This is a genomic window from Phytohabitans rumicis (assembly GCF_011764445.1).
Lineage (GTDB): Bacteria > Actinomycetota > Actinomycetes > Mycobacteriales > Micromonosporaceae > Phytohabitans > Phytohabitans rumicis.
Map to the genome: position 1 here is coordinate 8092123 of NZ_BLPG01000001.1, position 20148 is coordinate 8112270.

General features: G+C 73.2%; 14 protein-coding genes and 4 pseudogenes. 4 read left to right on the forward strand and 14 right to left on the reverse strand.

Going from position 1 to position 20148, the window contains the following annotated elements; translation table 11 throughout:
- From Prum_RS36650 to Prum_RS50080, 9 genes and pseudogenes are all read right to left on the reverse strand, one after another.
- Positions 1-2286, reverse strand: coding sequence for an FAD-dependent oxidoreductase (locus Prum_RS36650; protein WP_173081094.1), 2286 nt, complete (start codon positions 2284-2286; stop codon positions 1-3).
- Positions 2283-3707 (reverse strand): aldehyde dehydrogenase family protein, encoded by a 1425-nt coding sequence (locus tag Prum_RS36655; protein ID WP_173081096.1) that lies wholly within the window; start codon positions 3705-3707, stop codon positions 2283-2285. Before Prum_RS36655 ends, Prum_RS36650 begins: the two co-directional genes overlap by 4 nt.
- An 8-nt stretch (positions 3708-3715) precedes the next feature.
- Entirely contained in the window at positions 3716-5161 is a 1446-nt protein-coding gene (locus Prum_RS36660) for a glutamine synthetase family protein (protein WP_218577535.1), read from the reverse strand.
- Positions 5158-6207 (reverse strand): RHO alpha subunit C-terminal catalytic domain-containing protein, encoded by a 1050-nt coding sequence (locus Prum_RS50065; RefSeq protein WP_371871409.1) that lies wholly within the window; start codon positions 6205-6207, stop codon positions 5158-5160. The genes Prum_RS36660 and Prum_RS50065 overlap by 4 nt, the downstream gene beginning before the upstream one ends.
- A pseudogene (locus Prum_RS52520) lies at positions 6123-6485 on the reverse strand (Rieske 2Fe-2S domain-containing protein); the annotation flags it as partial. The pseudogene Prum_RS52520 and the gene Prum_RS50065, both read right to left, overlap by 85 nt.
- A 226-nt stretch (positions 6486-6711) precedes the next feature.
- Positions 6712-7611: a CE1 family esterase gene (locus Prum_RS36670; RefSeq protein WP_173081098.1), complete on the reverse strand. Its 900-nt coding sequence runs from the start codon at positions 7609-7611 to the stop codon at positions 6712-6714.
- A 30-nt stretch (positions 7612-7641) separates the two neighbouring features.
- Positions 7642-8301 carry a slipin family protein gene (locus tag Prum_RS36675; RefSeq protein ID WP_218577538.1) on the reverse strand — a complete coding sequence of 220 codons (660 nt, stop codon included), beginning with the start codon at positions 8299-8301 and terminating at the stop codon, positions 7642-7644.
- Positions 8302-8561: 260 nt separating this feature from the next.
- Positions 8562-9089: an MFS transporter gene (locus Prum_RS50075; protein ID WP_371871411.1), complete on the reverse strand. Its 528-nt coding sequence runs from the start codon at positions 9087-9089 to the stop codon at positions 8562-8564.
- A complete protein-coding gene (locus Prum_RS50080) occupies positions 9089-9703 on the reverse strand; it encodes an MFS transporter (protein ID WP_218577540.1) in 615 nt (204 codons plus the stop codon). Before Prum_RS50080 ends, Prum_RS50075 begins: the two co-directional genes overlap by 1 nt.
- Positions 9704-9794: 91 nt before the next feature.
- On the opposite strand from Prum_RS50080, the gene Prum_RS36685 reads away from it, so the two are divergent.
- A complete protein-coding gene (locus Prum_RS36685) occupies positions 9795-10799 on the forward strand; it encodes a LacI family DNA-binding transcriptional regulator (RefSeq protein WP_246278335.1) in 1005 nt (334 codons plus the stop codon).
- Positions 10800-10862: 63 nt separating this feature from the next.
- Here Prum_RS36685 and Prum_RS36690 read toward each other — a convergent pair whose 3' ends face one another.
- Genes Prum_RS36690 through Prum_RS36700 form a run of 3 tightly spaced genes read right to left on the reverse strand, consistent with a single transcriptional unit; the run spans position 10863 to position 13131 of the window.
- Entirely contained in the window at positions 10863-11837 is a 975-nt protein-coding gene (locus tag Prum_RS36690) for an ABC-2 membrane transporter-related protein (RefSeq protein ID WP_173081102.1), read from the reverse strand.
- Positions 11834-12727: an ABC transporter ATP-binding protein gene (locus Prum_RS36695; protein ID WP_173081104.1), complete on the reverse strand. Its 894-nt coding sequence runs from the start codon at positions 12725-12727 to the stop codon at positions 11834-11836. The genes Prum_RS36690 and Prum_RS36695 overlap by 4 nt, the downstream gene beginning before the upstream one ends.
- Before the next feature lie 11 nt (positions 12728-12738).
- Complete coding sequence (locus Prum_RS36700; RefSeq protein ID WP_173081106.1) at positions 12739-13131, reverse strand: GntR family transcriptional regulator; 393 nt, start codon at positions 13129-13131, stop codon at positions 12739-12741.
- 88 nt (positions 13132-13219) lie between these two features.
- Between Prum_RS36700 and Prum_RS36705 the strand changes: the two genes are divergently transcribed.
- Positions 13220-14821: an LTA synthase family protein gene (locus Prum_RS36705; protein ID WP_173081108.1), complete on the forward strand. Its 1602-nt coding sequence runs from the start codon at positions 13220-13222 to the stop codon at positions 14819-14821.
- A 165-nt stretch (positions 14822-14986) separates the two neighbouring features.
- On the opposite strand, the pseudogene Prum_RS52525 reads toward Prum_RS36705, so the two are convergent.
- Together Prum_RS52525 and Prum_RS54075 are read right to left on the reverse strand one after the other, a co-directional pair.
- A pseudogene (locus tag Prum_RS52525) lies at positions 14987-15715 on the reverse strand (response regulator); the annotation flags it as partial.
- 72 nt (positions 15716-15787) lie between these two features.
- Positions 15788-16969 (reverse strand): annotated as a pseudogene (locus Prum_RS54075) (sensor histidine kinase); the annotation flags it as partial.
- Positions 16970-17101: 132 nt separating this feature from the next.
- On the opposite strand from Prum_RS54075, the pseudogene Prum_RS36720 reads away from it, so the two are divergent.
- Positions 17102-17793 (forward strand): annotated as a pseudogene (locus tag Prum_RS36720) (ABC transporter ATP-binding protein).
- Positions 17790-20147: an ABC transporter permease gene (locus Prum_RS36725; protein WP_173081110.1), complete on the forward strand. Its 2358-nt coding sequence runs from the start codon at positions 17790-17792 to the stop codon at positions 20145-20147. Before Prum_RS36720 ends, Prum_RS36725 begins: the two are co-directional and overlap by 4 nt.
- Position 20148: the final 1 nt, after the last annotated feature.

Sequence of the window (20148 nt, forward strand, 5' to 3'; positions counted from 1 at the left end):
TCATGCCGGGATGTCCGGAATGGCACCTGACAAGTCCAAGATCGGCGGTGGATCCCCGGCCACGATGGCGCCGATCGCGGGACCGAACTTGAAGCCGTGGCCCGAGCATGCCGACGCGACGAGGACCTGCGGGGTTTCGGGGAGCGCGCCGACCAGGAAGCGGTTGCGCGGGGCCATGGTGTAGCGGCAGGCGACGGTGTCCACCACGTCGCCGTCCGCGCCGGGCACGAAGCGGCGGGCCAGCGCTAGCAGCTCACCCGCCTCCGCCGCGGTCACCGGCGACTGTGGACGGTCCGGGTCGGCGGGCGGGCCGTGGTCCAGGCCCACCTTCACCGCGCTGCCGCCGAAGGCCGGAATGCCGTACAGCAGCCCCACACCGGGCACGTCGACCGAGAAGGTGCCGAGGTTTGGCGGCGCCACCGCCGTGGGGTCGGACGCTCCGATGTGGACGTTCACGATCCGGACCACGCGCAGTGCCTCGCGAAGGCGGGGGACGAGCGCGCCGGTCCACGGTCCGGCGGCGATGACGAGCCTATCCGCGTAGACAGTCCCTCGCGGAGTGTGCACCGCCACCCCGCTCCCGTCGGCGGTCCAGCTCTCGGCGGGGCAGGCCGTGTGGCGTACCACCCCGTGCGCCAGGCCGAGCTCGCGCAGCGACCGCATCGCCTGCGCGGCGTCGATGATGCCCGCCGCCGGGTCGTAGACGGCCGTGAAGTCCGGGCCCAGCCGCAGCCCCGGAAACAACTCGGCGGCCCGCGCCGGATCCACGATTTCGCACCCCGGTCCCCGCAGTCCCGGCGGTCCCGGGCGGGCGTAGAGACCGCCCGTCGTGGTGACCAGCGCCCGCCCAGCGGCGGCGCTCAGCTCGTCCCACGCCCGGTACGCGCGGTCCACCAGGTCGTCCCACGCCGCATCCGGGTACGCGCGGCGGATCATCCGGGTGTGCCCGTGCGACGACCCTTCGGTGTGCCCGTCCGGAAACCGGTCGAGCTGGACCACGCGGGCGCCACGTCGAGCCAGCTGCCAGGCGGCCGACAGGCCGTGCACGCCCGCGCCGATGACGGCCACGTCCGCGCGGTCCCCGGAGCGCAGCAGAGAGGGTGTGGTTGCCGTGCGGGGGCCGCGCAGGGCGTTGGTCAGGGCCTCGACGTCGCCGTCGTCGTTGTAGACGTGCACCGAGGCGCGGACCACGGCGGGCAGGCCGCGCCGGCCGAGGTCCCACTGGCCGTGGCTGGCCGGCACGGACACCAGGTGCACGCCGGCTGCCCGCAGCCGCCGTACCGTGTCGGCCGGGGAGTGTCCATCGTGGACGAAGGTGACGATCGCGCCGCCGCCCGCGGGCGGGTCGGCGAGGCGTACGCCGGGGACGTCCGCGAGCGCCGCGCGCAGCCGGCCGGCGAGCGCGGTCAGGTGCTCGCCGATGCGCGCCACGCCCAGCTCCAGCGCCTCGGTGAGCGCGGCACCGAGCCCGAGCCGCAACGCGTGCGCGGACTCCCACGTCTCGTACCGCCGGGCGCCGGCCGTCACGTCGTACTCCTGGTCGCCGCTCCAGTGCGCACCGCGTACGTCCGGATGCGGCGGGCGCAGCCGGGCCCGCATCGCGGGGCTGACGTACAGCAGGCCGGTGCCGCGCGGGCCGCGCAGGAACTTGCGCCCGGTCGCCACCGCGATGTCGCAGCCGATCGCGGCCACGTCGACCGGCAGCTGCCCGACCGACTGGGTGGCGTCCAGCAGCACCGGCACGCCCGCGGCGGCGGCCAGCGCACCGACCGCCGCGACGGGTTCGACCAGCGCCGAGGAGGTCGGCACGTGGGCCACCGTGACGAGTGCCGCCGGCTCCCGCAGCGCCTTCTCCAGCGCGTCCAGGTCGACCGCGCCGGTGCGGTCGCACGGCAGCACCTCGACCACGACGCCCCGGCTGCGGCGCAGCTCCAGCAGGTGCAGCGCCGAGCTGACGTAGCTGGACGCCGCGGCGAGGATCCGGTCGCCGGGGCGCAGCGGCAGCGCCTCGACGGCCCGCTGCCAGGCGACCGTCGCGCTCTCCACCAGGGCGACGTCGTCCGGCTGGGCGCCCAGCAGGCGGGCGGCCAGGGCGTAGACGTTCTCGCTGCGGTCGCGCGCGGCCTCGGCCGCCTCGTACCCGCCGATCCGCGACTCCAGCCGCAGGTGCTCGACGACGGTGGCGAGCACGGTCTCGCTCGGCAGCGCCGCGCCCGCGGCGTTGAAGTGCCGCGCGTACCGCGTCCCCGGCGTAGCCGCCCGCAGCGCTGCGGTATCCAGCGTCATAGGGCGATCACGACGGATTTGGGTTCGCAGAACGCCTTCAGGGCGTCGTCGCCCAACTCGCGGCCGAGGCCCGAGTCGCGGACGCCGCCGTACGGCAGGGCCGGGTCGAAGATGTTGTAGGTGTTGACCCAGACGGTGCCGGCCCGCAGCGCCGCCGCCATCCGGTGCGCGCGGGACAGGTCGCGGGTCCAGACGCCGGCCGCCAGCCCGTACGCCGTGTCGTTGGCGATCGCGACCGCCTCGGCCTCGTCCTCGAACGCGATGACGCCGGCCACCGGACCGAAGATCTCCTCCCGGGCGATCACCATGTCGTTGGTGACGCCGGTGAAGAGCGTCGGTTCGACGAAGTAGCCGGGCCGGTCCGGCACCCCGCCGCCGACCGTGACCGTCGCGCCCTCCGCGGTGCCCTTCGCGATGTACGACAGCACCTGCTGCCGCTGCTCCTCGGAGACCAGCGGGCCGACCGAGACGCCGCCGTCCAGCCCGTTGCCGACCGGGACGCGGCGGGTGGCCGCGCTCAGCCGCGCGGTCATCTCCTCCACAATGGACCTTTGCACGAGGATCCGGCTGCCGGCCGTACACATCTGTCCGGAGTGGCCGAACGACGCCCGCATCGCCGTCACGGTGGCGGCGTCCAGGTCGGCGTCCGCGAAAATGATGTTCGGGCTCTTGCCGCCCAGTTCGAGGGTGAGGCGCTTGGTGGTGTCGGCTGCGGCGGCCATCACCAGCCGACCGACCTCTGTGGACCCGGTGAACGACACCTTCGCCACGCCGGGGTGCGCCACCAGCGCCGCGCCGACCCGGCCGTCGCCGGTCAACACGTTCAGTACGCCGTCCGGCAGGCCGGCGCCGGCGCAGAGCCGGGCCAGCCGCAGCATCGTCAGCGGGGTCTGCTCGGCCGGCTTGACCACCACCGGGCAGCCGGCGGCCAGCGCGGGCGCCAGCTTGTGCGCGGCCGTCATGATCGGAAAGTTCCACGGCAGCACCAGGGCCGCGACGCCGACCGGTTCCAGCGCCGTGTACACGTGGTGAGCGCCGCCGTCGATCGGGATCACGGTGCCGGTCAGCCGGCCGGGCGCGCCCGCGAAGTGCCGGAAGTCCTTGGCGGCGAAGGCGACGTCGGCGCGGGAACGCTCGATCGGCTTGCCGTTGTCCCGGGTCTCCAGGACGGCCAGCTCCTCCAGGTGCTCCTCGATCAGGTCGGCGATCCGGGTCAGCACGCGCGTGCGTTCCAGCGGCGCCAGCCCCGACCAGCGGCGGTCGGCGTACGCCCGCGCGGCGGCGGCGACCGCCCGGTCGACGTCCACTGTGGTCGCTTGCGCCACGGCGGTGAACGGGGCGCCGGTGGCCGGGTCGACGACCGGGATCGTCTCCCGGTCGCCCGGGGCGATCCACTCGCCGTCGATCAGGAACGGTTCCATCGTGCTCCTTAGAACAGGTCCAGGTACTCGCGCTGCTCCCAGTCGGAGACGTGCGCCAGGTAGCGGGCGAACTCTTCGCGCTTGAGGTGGGCGTACCAGGCGACCACCCGCTCGCCGAACGCCTCGGCGAAGACCGGGTCCGCCGCCAGCGCGTCGACCGCGGCACCGAGCGAGGCGGGTAGGCGTACGGCGTCGGCGGCGTACGGGCTGTCGGCCGCCGGCCCCGGGTCCAGGCCGCGGCGCAGGCCGTCCAGCCCGCTGGCGACCTGCGAGGCGATGTAGAGGTACGGGTTGGCGGCCGGCTCGCCGGACCGGTTCTCCAGCCGTACGCCGGAGTCGCTCCCCGCGCCGGCCACCCGGACCATCGCGCCCTTGTTGTCCACGCCCCAGACCACCCGGTTCGGGGCGAGCGAGTACGGCAGGTACCGCTTGTAGCCGTTCACCGTCGGGGTGGTGAACGCGGCGGCGGCCGGCGCGTGCGCGAGCAGGCCGCCCAGGTAGTGCGCCATGACGTCGGTGTCCGTGTCGAACGCCGGGCGCCCGGTCGCCCGGTCGCGCAGCGACTGGTGCAGGTGCCAGCCGGTGGAGGCGCTGGTGGCGCCGGCGGGCCGGGACATGAACGTGGCGTGGTAGCCGGCGCGGCGGCACAGCTGGCGGATCGCCGAGCGGGCCAGTACGACGTGGTCGGCGGCGAGCCGCGCGTCGGTCGCGGCCAGCGTGATCTCCAGCTGGCTCGGCCCGAACTCCAGCTCGATCGAGCGCAGCGGCAGGTCGAGCCCGGTCAGGCCGCGGTGCAACAGGCCCACGACGTCGTCGAGCCGGTCCAGGGCCTCCTCGTGCAGCAGTTGCCCACCCGCGGACGTGGGTGCCAGGCCGCCGGCGTACACGTGAAACTCGAGCTCGACGCCGACGGTCATGTCGTATCCGGCGGCGGCCAGCCGATCCAGCTGTGCGCGCAGCAGGCTCCGGGTGCAGAACGGCACCGGCGAACCGTCGGGGAAGCGCACGTCGCAGAGCACCCAGCCGGTGCGCCCGGCCCACGGCAACACCCGGAACGTGGTCGGGTCCGGCACCAGCACGATGTCGCCGGCCCCGGCGAAGCCCTCGACGCCGACCCCGACGTCGGCCGAGAAGACCGGAAACGCCGAACGGCCGGACGTGTCCTTGAGCAGCAGCGAACTGGGCGCCGTCACGCCCGAGCGGAGCGCGCCCGGCACCGCCTCGCGGGTCAGCGTCTTGCCGTGCAGCACGCCGTGCTGGTCGGCGAAGGCGAAGCGGACCAGGTCCAGGCCGACCTCGTCGATGACCCGGCGCAGCTGGCCGGCGGCGGCGTACTGGGCCGGGCTCCACAGGTCGTGCCGCTCGACGAACCCGCCCCGCTCGCCGGCCAGCATCGGGCGGGCGGACGCGCCGTCCCCGCCCTCCGCGACGGGCCGCTCGTCGACGCTGGTCACGGCTTCGCCCACGGGGACCGCGCGCGGCGCTCGGCCTCGCGGCGCCGCCAGGCGTCCTCCCAGCCGTCGGCCGGCGCGACCGTGTCGACGGCGAGGGGCCCGGTGAGGAGGGCGGCATCGGTCGCGTCGACCGGCCGGGCGGGCACCGCGCCGCCCTGCTCGAACGCGTCGATCGCGCGCAGCAGCAGCCGGCGGTTCGCGGTGACGGCACGGTCGGACACGCCCAGCCGCTCGGTGGTGCGGTCCTGGATGGGCCCCATGCTCTCGACCGCCCACTGGTCGTGGACGTTGATGTCCAGGCCCATTCCTGTGTACGTCAGGTCGCGCTGCTCGCCCGGGTCGTACCCCCAGTTGTTGGACCGGTTGCGCAGCGGCCGGTAGTCCGGCAGCGACACCTCGCGCAGCCGCTGCGCCAGCAGCGTGGCCTTGTCCGTCGGCTCGGCGAAGTCGTAGAAGATCATGTACCAGTAGTGGTGCTCGTCGTCGACCGGCACGTGCCACTGGATGAAGACCTTGCTGTTGCCGAACGGCACGACGAACGCGTTGGGAAACACCAGGTTGGTGATCCGGACGTGCCGGACCTCGTCGGTCAGCCGCCGCAGCGCGTACACCCGCAGCCCGTGCGGCGCGGCCTCCACCTCGATGTCCGGCCGGTACGCGTCGCCGACCAGCTTGGACAGCTTCTGCCCGGTGCCCTCCACGACCTCGCTGAACTGCTGCCCGTACGCGTCGCGCGGGTCCTCGTCGATGAACCGGTGCAGGAACGAGACGTGGCTGGGGTCGATGCCGCCCTCCAGCCCTTGGAGCCAGTTGCAGTCCCACAGCCCTTGAACGCGAACGTGTACTCGTCCGGCGCGCCGAAGCAGTCGTACGCCGGGAACGGCGGCGGGTCGCCCTCGCCGAGGTACGCGAAGACGATGCCGTTGCGCTCCACACAGGGATAGCTGGGGATGCGCACCTTCTCGGCGAACCGGCTGTGCGGCGGCTCCGCCGGCTGCTCGCGGCAGCGGCCGTCCGGCCCGTAGAGCCAGCCGTGGTAGAGGCAGCGCAGCCCGCCGTCCTCGTGCCGGGCGTACGCGAGGTCGACGCCGCGGTGCGCGCAGAACCGCCCGACCAGGGCCCAGCCGCCATCGTCCGTCCTGAACAGCACGAGGTCCTCGCCGAGCAGCCGGACCGGCTTGACCGGCCGGTCGGCGGGCATCTCGGAGACCAGCGCCGCCGGCTGCCAGTACGCCCGCATGAGCCGGCCCAGCGGCGTACCGGGACCCGTGCGCGTCACCCGTTCGTTCTCCTCACGCTTCAGCACCGCACCACCCACCCGCATCCGATGTCGCCAAGATTGGATCCAATACTTGCATATCGCATCCCGGCGGGGAAGTGCTGGTGGATCACATCACCGGCGTCCGAGCGACCTCGCGGCCGGCCTCGCCGAGCACCCGGCGCAGCCACGCCCGCCGGCTTTTCCGTCGATCAAGGGCATATAGTCGTGCTTTGATCTCCAAACCACGACCGTTCGCCCTTGATCGGCGTCGAAGTCCTTGATCCGTGACCTATGCCGACACCTGGGCGTAAAGGAAGTCGACGACGGCCGGGGCGAAGCCCGCGGTGAACGCCGGCACGTGGCTGCCCTCCCGGATGGTCCACAGCTCCACCCGGGTCCCGTCGCGGCAGCCGGTCCGGTACGTCGTCACGGTGGTCTCGGCACCGGCCAGGCGTGCCTCGAGGTCGATCGGCGCGGCCGACGCGTCGGCCCGGTCGCCGCAGCCGTTGTTGCGGCGCCAGAGGGCGAGCGTGTCGCCGACGGACGGGTACGGGCCACCGGCGTCGCCGCCATCGAAGTGGATGGTCCGGTCGGCCGTGCCATGGATCTGCAGGACGCTGACCGGCCGCTCCGGCGTGCACCGCGCGGGATCGTCGGTGGCCGCGCCCGCGAGCGAGACGACCGCGGTGATCTGACCGGAGTGTTCGCAGGCCATCCGGTACGCCATGAAGCCGCCGTTGGAGTGGCCCACGAGGTAGACGCGCCGCTCGTCCACCGGGTACCCCGCCGCCACCGTGTCGATCAGCCGGCTCAGGTACGCCGAGTCGTCGACGCCGGAGCGGTAGAAGTCGCAGCACGCCTCGGTCGCGTTCCAGAACCGGTCGCCGGCCTTGTTTCGGGTGCCGTCCGGCAGGGCGTACAGGAAGCCGCGGCGGTCGGACTCGGCGGTGAGCTGGAAGTAGCTCTCCTGGGCCTCGGCGCTGGACTGGAAACCGTGCAGCAGCACCACGAGGGGAGCCTTCCGGGCCGGGTCGTATCCGACCGGCACGTGCAGCTGGAACGGCCGGCCGTCCAGGTCGACCGTCACCGTCGTACCCGCCGCGGCCTCGCCATCGCCGTCCGGCGACGCGTCACACGCCGCCAGGCAGAGCAGGACCAGCGCGGCGGCCATTCCCCTACGCACGTCCATACCGTTGATACTGCCCGACCGATCGCGGGACTAGCGGTGGGTGGGGTCCGGGGTGAGGACGACCGTGGCGCCGGGGGTGGTGGCGGCCTGGATCGTGCGGAGGTGCAGCAGGGCCGGGTGCTCCTCCAGCAGGCGCGCGGCGTTCGCGAGGGTGCGCAGCGCGGCGGCCTCGGCGCGGGCGCGCTCCAGCGCGGCCTTGCCGCTCTCGCGGGCCAGCAGCGTCTCGGTCGCGGCCCGGCGCAGCTCGCCGGGCAGCATCAGGTCCTTGACGGCGACCGAGATCAGCTCGATGCCGTGGTCGGCCACGCGCGGCGCGACCGCCTCGGCGAGCCCGGTGGAGAGCCGACCGCGGTCGGCGAGCGCATCGTCGAAGCTCACCGCGGCGACCGCGTCGCGGATGGCCAACTGCACGGCGGTGTAGAGCTCCTGCGCGGTGTCGACCGACGCGGTCAGGAACGCCAGCGGCTGACTGATCCGCCAGCTAGCCACAGTGGACACCCGCAGCGTGATGCCGTCGGCGGTGAGCAACTCCTGGCCGGACACCACGGTGCTCTGCGGCCGCACGTCCAGGACGTGCACCTTGGTGCGCCACCGGCTGTACCGGTGCCGGCCGGGCCCCCACTCGCGGGTGAACCGCCCATCGGTGAACAGCAGGCCGCGCTGCCAGTCCATGATGGTCTTCTTCGCCATGTCGTTCACCTCCGTGTTGGGCCGGGAGTGGCCCCGCGCGGACCACGGCGGTGCCGGCGGGGGCGTCCGCGACCGTGGTCGCGAGCCCGCAGAGCCGTACCGCCGCCGCCCGAGGGCGCGGTCGCGCGGAGCCACCCTAGCGAGGAATTGAACCTCGGCCATGTCGGCCGTACCTGAAAGGGGCGGAGACCCCGACGCGCGGGACGCGGGCCGGCGATGCCGGTGCGCCGCTTGGCATCTCCAGCCGGAAGAGTACGGGATCACCCGGTCGCGGCATACTCGGTTTTCCGCCGCGCCGCCTCGGTGCGGACGATGTGCCAGATCGCGGCCAGGCACAGGGCGTTGACGACGAAGATGAGCACCGGAACCGACCCGGCGCCGGCCACGTCGATGCCGGCGCCGAGCAGTGGCGGAAACGCGACGCCGCCCAGCATCGAGGCGGCGAAAACGTACGCGCCGGCGCGGCTGGCGCCCGGCACGCTGCGGTGCAGCCACGGCAGGGCGGTGGGGAAGACCGGCGCGATGAACAGGCCGACGCCCGCGTACGCGACGATCGCGAATCCCGGCACGGCCGCCAGGGCCAGGCAGACCGCGATCCCGAGGCAGCTGCCGATGACGATGGTGCGGTCGGACAGGCGCAGGGTCAGCGGTACGACGAGGAACCGGCCGAGCGTCATCATCAGCCAGTAGACCGAGGTGGCGGTGGCGGCGCCCGAGGCGCTGTGGCCGAGCGCCTCCAGGTGGGTGGGTTCCCAGCCGCCGACGCCGGCCTCCACACCCACGTTCATCACGTAGAGCACGATGAACGCGGCCAGCAGCCCTCGTTGCCCGATGCGCGGCGCGGCGGGGGAGGGGCCGGCTCGGCGGTGGGGGCCTCGGCCGTCCCGCGCAGCCCGGCCAGCAGGAGCAGCGAAACCGCCGCGAAGCCCAGGAAGATCGCCGGGTACCGGTCCGGCCCGAGCAGCCCGATCAGCAGCGGCCCGGCGATCGCGCCGACTCCGAAGTGGGCGTTGAGGACGTTCAGCATCGCCGATCCGCGCCGCTGGAAGGCCCGCGCGAACATGTCGTTGCAGCCGTAGTCGATGCCGCCGAAGCCGACGCCGGCCACGAACGCCGCTACCAGGGCGAGCGGCCAGGTGGGTGCCAGTGCGACGCCCGCAGCGCCGGCGGCCATCGCGACGAGCGAGGCGGCGAGCTTTCCGGTACCGGGCCACGGCGACCGGGCGTACCCGAGGACCCCGGCGATGCCGCCGACGAAGTGCGCGCTCAGCGCGAGGCCGGCGGCCGGCACGGAGATGCCGAAGTCGGCGCGGAACGCGGACAGCGCCGGCCCGTACAGCGCCTGGAGGGCGCCGATGAGCACGAACGCCACGCAGGCGCTGACCACGCCGAACCACTTCATCCCAGCCTCCGTTAACGATCACGTGAACGTTCACGGTAGTCTGGGGTCGGGGCGCGTGATCCGTCAAGATCGCACTACGATCGGGGGCATCGTGGACAACAACCGGCAGGACGCGTCGCCTCGCCGGGCCACCCTGCGGGACGTGGCCCGAGCCGCCGGCGTGTCCCACCAGACCGTGTCCCGGGCGATCAACGACAAGGGCGAGATCGACCCGGAGACCCGGCGCCGGGTGCTGGAGACCGCCCGCGCGCTGCACTACCGGCCCAGCCGGCACGCCCGCGGGCTGGTACGCCCCGGCCTGGTCACGGTCGGGCTGATCGTCCCCGACGTGGTGAACCCGTTCTTCCCCGAGTTCATCGCCGGCGTCATCCAGGCGGCCGACGCCCAGGAGTGGCAGGTCGTGGTCGCCAGCACCCAAAACGACCGGCGCCGCGAACTGCCGCTGGTGCGCGCGCTCGGCGGCCAGGTCGACGCCGTCGTGGGGTACCTCAGCCACTCGGACGCGGAGCTCGCGCCGTACGCGGAAGGGCTGCCGCTCGTGGTCGTGGACCGCGGCCCGGAGCCGTCGGCGCACGGCATCGTGCGGGTCGACCTCGCGGCCGGCGTACGCGCCGCCGTGCGTCACCTGGTCGACCGCGGACACCGGCGCATCGGCATGATCGACTGCGACGCGGTCTGCGACCCGCTGGTACGGCCGGAGACGTTCCTGGCGGCGGCCGCCGAGCACGGCCTGCCGGTGGGGGAGGCGGACGTGGTCCACACCACGCAGACGATGGACGGCGGCGGCGCGGGGTTCGCCACGTTGCGCGCGGCGAACCCCGAGCTGACCGCGGTGTACGCGTTCAACGACCTGGTGGCGATCGGCGCGTTCCAGGAGGCCCGCCGGCAAGGCGTGCGGGTGCCTGACGACTGCGCGCTGATCGGCTTCGACGGGCTGAGCCTGGGCGAGCTGCTCGACCCTCCACTGAGCACCGTCCACATCGACAAGCGCCGCCTCGGCGAGCTGGCCGTCGACCAGGTCCGCGTGCTCCTGGCCGGCGAGACCCCACCCCCGGCCGTCCTGACCCCCACGCTCATGGTCCGCGGCACCACGTAGGCGCGCCGCCGGCGGCACCGCGTACGAGGCGGGCCTGGTGGCACCGCCTCGTTGAGCGAAGGGTTAGGCGATCCGGCGTACTCGGCGGATGGCGAAGAAGAGCAGCGCGGCGGCGAGGGCGACGAAGATGCCGGATTCGATGGTCTGGAACAGCCAGAACCGGTCGCCGGGCTGGTAGAGGACCCAGTTGTACGCGCCGGGCCCGAGTCCGAGCCGGGAGCCGCAGGGCGCGCCGCCGGGCGCGCCGCCGGGTCCCGCAGCGCCGGACGGGCACACGACCCCCACACCGCGCGCCACCATCTTGCCGCTGGCGTCGCGGATGCCGTTGTCGAGAATCCAGCCGCCCTCCGCCTGACCCTCGGCGGACGCGTCAGTGATCGGGTAGGTCAGGGTTTCGGGGGCCTGGTAGCGGGGCCGGGCCAGCACCTCGACGGCGACGCGCAGGCCGACGAACCCGGCGAGGGCGGCCCCCATGGCGGGCACCACCTTGGGCCAGATCGTGCCGGCGGTGATGCCCAGCGCGACCGCGAAGAGGGTGTACGCGATCGGGACCACGCCCTGCATGTCGAAGAACAGGTAGCCCAGCCGGCTCTGCTCGCCGCCCTGGTTGAGCGGCCCCAGCCACCAGGACAGGCCCAGGCCGTACGGCACCGCGGCGACCACCGCGGCGACCGTGATGAGCCCGAACTTGACCCGCGCCCAGTGCCGCCGGCTGATGCCCTGGGTCCAGACCAGGCGGTGGGTGCCGTGCTCGACCTCGCGGGCGACCAGCGGGGCGCCCCAGAAGAGCCCGATCAGCACCGGCAGGGCGAGGAACAGGATGCCCATCAGCATCAATATGTCGTACTGATCCCAGAACTGGTTGCGCGCCTGCCGGCACGCCTCCGTGTTGACGTCGATGCAGGCCGCCAGGCCCTTCTCGGCGAAGGCGTTCCGCATCGCCACGCCGGTCGGGATGATCACCGCGGCCAGGACCGCGAGCCCGACGAGGGTGTAGAGCCCCTGCTTGCGGTACTGCCGCCAGGTCAGCCAGATCATGCGGGCACCTCCCATGCCGCCGGGCTGGCCTGCTCGGTGTCGCTGTCGGCGAGGTGGGCCAGGATGAGGTCTTCGAGGGTCACGTCGTGCACCGCCCAGGAGGGGTCGGTGAGGGCGCCGCCGAGGCGTACCAGAAGGGTTGATTGCCGGTCGGTGTGGCTGGCCTTGAGGACGGCCTCGACCCCGGCGATGTGGCTGCCGTCGTGGCGCGGGCCGGTCAGCTGCCGGTGCGCGCCGACCAGGTCGTCGACCGGGCCGACGAGCCGCACCCGGGCCGCGTTCAGGACGATGAGGTAGTCGCAGACCCGTTCCAGGTCGGCGAGGATGTGCGAGGACAGCAGCACGGTGGTGCCGGAGTCGGCGACGCTGCCCATCAGCGCCTGCAGGAACTCGCGCCGGGCCAGCGGGTCGAGGCTCGCGACCGGCTCGTCGAGCAGGAGCAGCTTGGGCCGCTTCGCCAGCGCGAGGGCGAGCGCTACCTGGGCGCGCTGCCCGCCGGAGAGCTTGCCGACCGGGCGGTCCGCCGGGATGCCGATCTGCGCCAGCCGGTTGCGGGCCAGCGCGCCGTCCCAGCGCTTGTTGAGCCGGCCGCCCATGGTGATCAGCTCCGCCCCGGTGAAGTCCCGGTACAGCGGGGTGTCCTGGGCGACGAACCCGAGGTCGGGCAGGACGGCGGTGTTGTCGTACGGCGAGGTGCCGAAGACGCGCACCGCCCCGGCGTCCGGCCGCAGCAGGCCGACCGCCATGTGCAGCAGCGTGCTCTTGCCCGCCCCGTTGGGCCCGACCAGCGCGCCGATTCGTCCGGCCGGCAGGTGCAGCGAGCAGTCCCGCAGCGCCCAGGCTTTTCCGTACCGTTTACCGAGCTGGTCTGTCTCCAGCGCCAGTTCCATTCCCGTTCTCCTCATACCGGTTCGGCGGCTAGTGTCGCCCGCATCGTGGTGTCCACCAGTGCGGTGATGTCGTCGGTGGTCAGCCCGGCGGCCTGTGCCCTCCGCAGCCAGGCCACCAGGTCTTCGCGCAGTTCGGCCTGGTTGGGCAGGGAGGCGCCGGCGAGGGTGGCCTTGACGAAGGTCCCCACGCCGGGCCGGCCCTCCACCAGCCCTTCGATCTCCAACTCCCGGTACGCCTTCAGCACCGTGTTCGGGTTGATGGCCAGCGACTGCGCGACGTCGCGGACCTTCGGCAGCTGGTCGCCGGGCACGAGCAGGCCGACCCGCAGCGCCTGCCGCACCTGCTGCACCAGCTGCACGTAGGTGTTGACCTTCGATCGGCCGTCCAGCACGAACTCGATCACCCGCGACCAACCCGCTTCCCTGTTGTCCTATGACAGTAGGACTATAGGACAGGTTGCCACCAAAACCCAACGAGTACCCTCTGAGCCGATGAAGGAGCACGTACGCCGCGTCGCGGCCTGGGTCCTCACCCTCCTGGCCACCGCGCTGGTGCTCTTCGCCCTCATCGCCCCGAACGACCTGGACGATCTGGACGCCCGCGCGTTCCTGCGCATCCCGGTGGAGGCGCTGGTGTTCGTGGCGCTGCTGCTCGCCCTGCCGGCGCGGGCGCGGCGATACCTGGCCATCCCCGCCGGCGCCCTGCTCGGCGCGCTGACCCTGGTGAAGGTCGCCGACATGGGCTTCCTGGCGACCCTCGACCGGCCGTTCAACCTGGTGCTGGACTGGAGCTTCTTCGGCAACGCCAAGGACTTCCTCGACCAGTCGTTCGGGCGTACCGGCGCGGTCGCCGCCGTGGTCGCGGCCGTGGTGCTGGCGATCGCCGTACCCGTGCTCATGACCCTGGCGGCGCTGCGCCTGACCCGCCTCATCCGGCAGCACCCCACCGCCGCGACCCGCACCACCGCCGCGTTCACCGTCGCCTGGATCTCCTTCCTCGTGCTGGGCGTGCAGATCGCCCCCGACGTGCCGGTGGCCGCCCTCACGTACGACCGCGCGCAGCAGGTGCGGGCCGGCCTGAACGACAAGGAGGAGTTCGCCAAGCTCGCCGCCGTCGACCACTTCCTCCACACCCCGGACGACCAGCTGCTGACCGCGCTGCGCGGCAAGGACATCCTGCTCACGTTCGTGGAGAGCTACGGGCGCGACGCCGTCGAGGACCCGGTGTACGCGACACAGGTCGGCGCCCTCCTGGCGGAGGGAAACCGGCGGCTGGTCGCGGCCGGATACCACTCCCGCAGCGGCTGGCTCACCTCCTCCACCACCGGCGGCGGCAGCTGGCTGGCGCAGTCCACGCTGACCTGCGGCCTGTGGATCAACAACCAGCAGCGCTACAACAACCTGGTCTCCAGCGACCGGATGACCCTCAACAGCGCCTTCCGGCGCGCGGGTTGGCGGACCGTCGCGGTCAAGCCGGGCATCACCCGCGCCTGGCCCGAGGGCGACTTCTTCGGGTACGACAAGGTCTACGACCTGCGCAACATCGGTTACCGGGGCCCGGGCTTCGGCTTCGCCACCATGCCCGACCAGTTCGCGCTCTCGGCGTTCCAGCGCAACGAGTACGGCACGCCCGGCCGCGGCCCGGTGATGGCCGAGATCGCGCTGCTGTCCAGCCACAACCCGTGGGCGCCGATCCCGCGCATGGTCGGCTGGGACGAGGTCGGCGACGGCTCGATCTTCCACGAGATCAAGAAGGAGGGCTTCTCGGTCGACGAGGTGTGGAAGGACGACGACCGGGTGCGCGAGGAGTACCGCAGGTCCATCGAGTACTCGCTGAACACGCTCATCTCGTACGTCGAGACGTACGGCAAGGACAACCTGGTGCTGGTCTTCCTCGGCGACCACCAGGCGTCCCCGCTCATCGTCGGCGAGAACGCCAGCCGCGACGTACCGATCACGATCGTCGCCCACGACCCGGCCGTGCTGGACCGGATCTCCAGTTGGGGCTGGCAGGACGGCCTCAAACCCACCCCGCAGTCCCCCGTCTGGCGAATGGACGAATTCCGCGACAACTTCCTAACCGCGTACGGTTAGGCCGCCCCCTTCCTCGCGGCTTGCCCCTGCGTCCCCTTTTCTGCGTCGATCAAGGGCAAACGGCCGTGGAAAAGAGATCCAAGCATGGCCATATGTCCTTGATCGGCGGGGAGGGCCTTGATCGGCGCGGCGGGGAGGGCCTTGATCGGTGGGGTTAAGGGGGTGGGGGGCCGCCGGGGTTACTAGGCCGGTCTCGTACGCGAGTACTACGGCCTGGACGCGGTCGCGGAGTTGGAGTTTGGTGAGGATGCGGGTCATGTGGGTCTTCACGGTCGCCTCGCTCAGGTGCAGCCGCTCGGCCAGCTCGACGTTGCTCAGGCCCCCGGCCAGCAGGGTCAGCACCTCGCGCTCGCGCGGCGTGAGCGCCTCCAGGTCGCGGTGCGCGGTGGACCGTTGCGGGTCAGGGCGGGCGAAGCGCTCGACCAGCCGGCGGGTGATGGCGGGCGCCAGGAGCGCGTCGCCGGTGTGTACCAGGCGCACCGCGTGCACCAGGTGGTCCGGGCTGACGTCCTTGAGCAGGAAGCCGCTGGCGCCGGCGGTCAGCGCGGCGTAGACGTACTGGTCGAGGTCGAAGGTGGTCAGGATGATGACCCGGATCGGCTCGCCGGCCGCTGTCGTCGGGCGGTCGGCCAGGATCCGGCGGGTCGCCTCCAGCCCGTCCATGACCGGCATCCGGATGTCGAGCAGTACGACGTCGGGGCGCAGCCGGCGTACGGCGGCGACGGCCTGCTCCCCGTCGGCGGCCTCGCCAGCGACGTCGATCCCCTCCGCGGCCAGGATCATCGCGAAGCCGCTGCGCACCAGGGCCTGGTCGTCGGCGATCACCACGCGGGTCACTGTGCCTCCCGGCTCGCGTGCGGCCCACCCGTCGATCTTGGAGTTATCAGGTGCCATTTCGGGCATCCTGGGCTGACAAGTCCAAGATCGACCGTGGCTCGCACGCTCACTGCGCCTCCAGGGGAAGGTCGCCAGCACGCGGAAGCCGCCGGCCAGCCGGTGGCCGGTGTGCAGGGTGCCGCCGTACACCCGGAGCCGCTCGGCCAGGCCGCGCAGACCGGAGCCGGCGCCGACCGGGTCGGAGCCGCCGTTGACCTGGGCGCCGTCGTCGGTGACCTCGACGGTGAGCACGCCGTCCGCGGGCCGCACGATCACGGTGGTACGCGCGCCGGGGGCGTACCGCAGCGCGTTGGTCAGCGCCTCCTGCACCACCCGGTACGCGGCGACGTCGACGCCGCGCGGCACGCTGACCGGGGTGTGTTCGACGGTGACCGGCTGCCCGGCCGCGCGTACCTGCTCGACGAGCGCGCCGAGCTGGTCCAGGCCGGGCTGCGGGTGCAGCAGGTCCTCGCCGCCGTCCGGGGCGAGGACGCCGAGCAGGTGGCGCAGCTCGGCCATGGCCTGGCGGCCGCTGGCGCCGATCGCGGTGAGGGCGTCGCGGGCCAGGTCGGGCCGGGCGCCGATCACCTTGTCGGCCGCCCCGGCCTGGATCACCATCACGCTCACATGATGGCTGACCACGTCGTGCAGCTCCCGGGCGAGGCGGGCGCGGTCCTCGGCCACCGCCGCCCGGGTCGCCGCCTGCTGGCCGGCGCGCAGTGCCTCGGCGCGTTCGGCGGAGGCGGCGGCCTTGGCCCGCAGCGCCCGGACGGTGATGCCGAAGAGGCCGGCCGGCAGCAGGATGATGAAGGCCGCGGTCCAGTCCGGCACCGGCAGTTCGATGGAGTCGGAACCGATCGCCACGCCGGTCGCGGCCGTCACCTGCGCGCCGATCGACACCAGCGGCGACGGGCTGTAGGCGGCCAGCGAGTACGCGCCGACGAGCAGGGCCAGCAGGGTCACCCAGGTGTTGTCCCCGCGCAGGCCGATGACCGCGGCGAACTGCACCGCGAACACCGCCAGCGGCCAGCGCCGCCGACCCGCCAGCGGGACGGTGACCAGCAGGGTGGCCAGGACGATGCGGGCCATCGGCCGGGACTCCTCCGCGGGCAGGGGAGGAAGCCCGTCGAGCGGCACCTGGTAGACGTCGCCGTTCGGCTCGTCCCCGCCGAGCAGCGCGATCCACAGCGCCGCGACGGCGAACAGCAGCGCCAGCGCCGGGTCCGCCCAGCGCCGGTAACGGGCGGCCCATTCGGGTACGTGCCGGAGCATGCCCCCATTCTGGCCGGGCCCCCGGCCGGCCGCGTCGATCGCGGCGCGTACACCGTTTGGTTGACGCCGGGCGCCGGAACCAATCCCGCGCCCGACGCCCGGCGGCACAGTGTCCTCATAGCGTCACCGCCCATGACAGAGCTGGTGAGGCTGACCGGAGTCAGCAAGCGGTACGAGACGACCGGGCCGCCCGCGCTCGACGAGGTGAGCGTCGAGGTGGGCACCGGTGCGGCGGTGGCGGTCATGGGACCGTCAGGCAGCGGCAAGTCGACGCTGCTCAACCTGGTCGGCGGGCTGGACCGGCCGACCAGTGGCACGGTGGAGGTGGCCGGGGAGGACCTCGGCCGGCTCTCGGAGAAGCGGCTGGCCGTCTTCCGCCGTACCCATGTGGGGATCGTCTTTCAGTTCTTCCACCTGCTGGATGACCTGACCGTGCGGGACAACGTGCTGCTGCCGGCGCAGCTGGCCGGCGTGCCGCCGCGGACCGCGCGGGCCCGGGCCACCGAGCTGATGGACGCGCTGGGCCTGGGGAGAAGGCCAACGCGTACCCGGCACGGCTGTCCGGTGGGCAGCGGCAGCGGGTGGCCATCGCACGGGCGCTGGTGAACCGGCCGGCGCTGCTGCTCGCCGACGAGCCCACCGGCGCGGTGGACGCCCGCACCGGCGCGCAGGTCACCGAGATCCTGCGCGAGCTCAACCGGGACGGCCAGACGCTGCTGCTGGTCACCCACGACCGGGCCATGGCCGACCGGTGCGCCGGCCGGGTGGTCGAGCTGTCCGACGGGCGGGTCGTCGCCTCCACGCCCGCAGGAGTGTCGTCGTGAGGGCGGTCGCGGCGGCGATCCGGGCGGCGGTGGCCCGCCGGCGCGTACAGAGCCTCGTGGTCGGCGTGGTGCTGCTGCTGTCCACCGGCACCGCCGTACTCGGAGTGGGTTTGCTGGTGGTCTCCCAGGACCCCTTCGACAACGCCTTCGCCCGGCTGTCCGGGGCGCACGCCACCGCGACCTTCGACGCGGACAAGGTCGGCGCGGACGCCCTCGCGGGCACCGCGACGCGGTCCGGGGTGACCGCGGCGGCCGGCCCGTTCGACACCGTCTTGGCCAGCCTCCAGCGCCCGAACGAGCCGGAGGGGCGGTCCGGGCCCCCGGTGGTGATCGCCGGCCGCGCGGAGCAGAACGGACCGGTCGACAAGCTCAGCCTCGACAGTGGACACTGGCTGACCGGGCCCGGGCAGATCGTGCTGGCCCGGGGCAGCGGTCCGATCTCCAGCTCGGTGACGCTGGACCTGCCGGGCTCGCCGAGCCTGCGGGTCGTCGGTGTCGCGCACTCCATCACGGGTACGGCCAGCGCCTGGGTCTGGCCCACCCAGGACGACGTGCTGCACGCGCAGGGCGCGATGACCGGGCGGCAGATGCTGTACCGGTTCGCGTCCGCGGCGGACCAGACCGCCGTACAGAAGAGCGTGGACAGCACCGTCGCCGGGCTGCCCGCGGGCGCGCTGCGGGACGCCCAGTCGTACCTGACCAGCAAGAACGCGGCCGACACCGGCGTGGGGCCGATGGTGCCGTTCGTGGTCGCGTTCGCCGTGCTGGGCCTGGTGATGTCGGTGCTCATCGTCGCGAATGTGGTCAGCGGCGCGGTCGTCGCCGGCTACCGGATCATCGGCGTGCTCAAGTCGCTGGGCTTCACCCCGCGGCAGGTGGTCGCCGTGTACGCCGGGCAGGTGCTCGCGCCCGCGCTGGTCGGCTGCCTGCTCGGCGTCCCGCTGGGCAACGCGCTGGCCATGCCGCTGCTCGGCGAGGCGCAGGAGGCGTACGGCGCGGAGGCGTCGGCGATCCTGCCGCCGTGGGTGAACGTGACCGTCGTACTCGTGCTGCTGGCCCTGGTCGGGGCCGCCGCCGTCGCACCGGCGTGGCGGGCCGGCGGCCTGGCCGCCGTGCAGGCGATCAGCGTCGGGCGGGCGCCGCGCAACGGTCGCGGCTACCACGCCCGCCGCGCGCTGGCCCGGACGCGGCTGCCCCGGCCGGTCAGCTTCGGCCTGGGTACGCCGTTCGCCCGGCCGGCGCGCTCGGTCGCGACCCTGCTCGCGGTGCTCGTCGGCGCGATCACGGTGGTGTTCGCGGTGGGCCTGACCAGCTCGCTGAACCGGGTCGTGGACGCGTTCGGCCGGAGCGCGCAGGTGCCGATCGCGGTGGGCATGTCGGGGGTGGTGGAGTTCGGCGGTCCGATGAAGTCCCCGGCGTCCGGCGAGAGCCCCCGGGCCGACCCGGCGACGGTGCGCGCGGCCATCGAAGCCCAGCCGGGTACGGCGAAGGTGATGCCGGTCCGGACCGTCCAGGTGCCGCTGGCCGGGGTGGAGGAGCCGATCGCGGTCATCGGCTACGGCGCCGACGCCAGCTGGCTGGGGTTCGAGTTGGTCTCCGGCCGCTGGTACGCCGGCGCCGACGAGGTCGTGGCCGGCTCGCACCTGCTGCGGGTCACCGGCCGCTCGGTGGGCGACACGCTGACCGTCACCTCGGGGGTGGGCCAGCGCCGGCTGCGCGTCGTCGGCCAGGTCTTCGCCCGGGAGAACGGTGGCTTCGCGCTGTACGGCGCGGACTCGGTGCTGACCGGGTTGACCACCGAGACCCGCCCGGACAGCTTCGAGGTCGGCCTCAAGCCCGGCACCGACGCCACGTCGTACGCCAACAAGCTCGCCGAGGCGCTGGAGGGCCAGTCGGTCCACGTCGAGGTGCGGGACGAGGAGTTCTCCAGCCTCGCCATCATGCGCGCCCTCGTCGCCACCCTGACCCTGGTGCTGGCGGTCGTGGCGGCGCTGGGCGTGTTCAACACGGCGGTGCTCAACACCCGCGAGCGCACGCACGAGATCGGCGTGCTCAAGTCGGTCGGCATGACGCCCCGCCAGGTACGTACGATGGTGATCGCCTCGGTGGCCGGCATCGGGCTGGTGGCCGGGCTCATCGCGGTCCCTCTCGGGTACGCCCTGCACGGCGTGGTGCTGCCGGTGATGGGCGACGCGGCGCAGACCGACCTGCCGCGCAGCGTGCTGGACGTCTACCATCCTGGCCCGCTGGCGGTGCTGGCCCTGGCCGGCGTGCTCCTGGCCGTGGTGGGCGCCATGGTCCCGGCCGGCTGGGCGGCGCGCTCCGGCGTCGCGACCGCCCTGCGCAGCGAGTAGC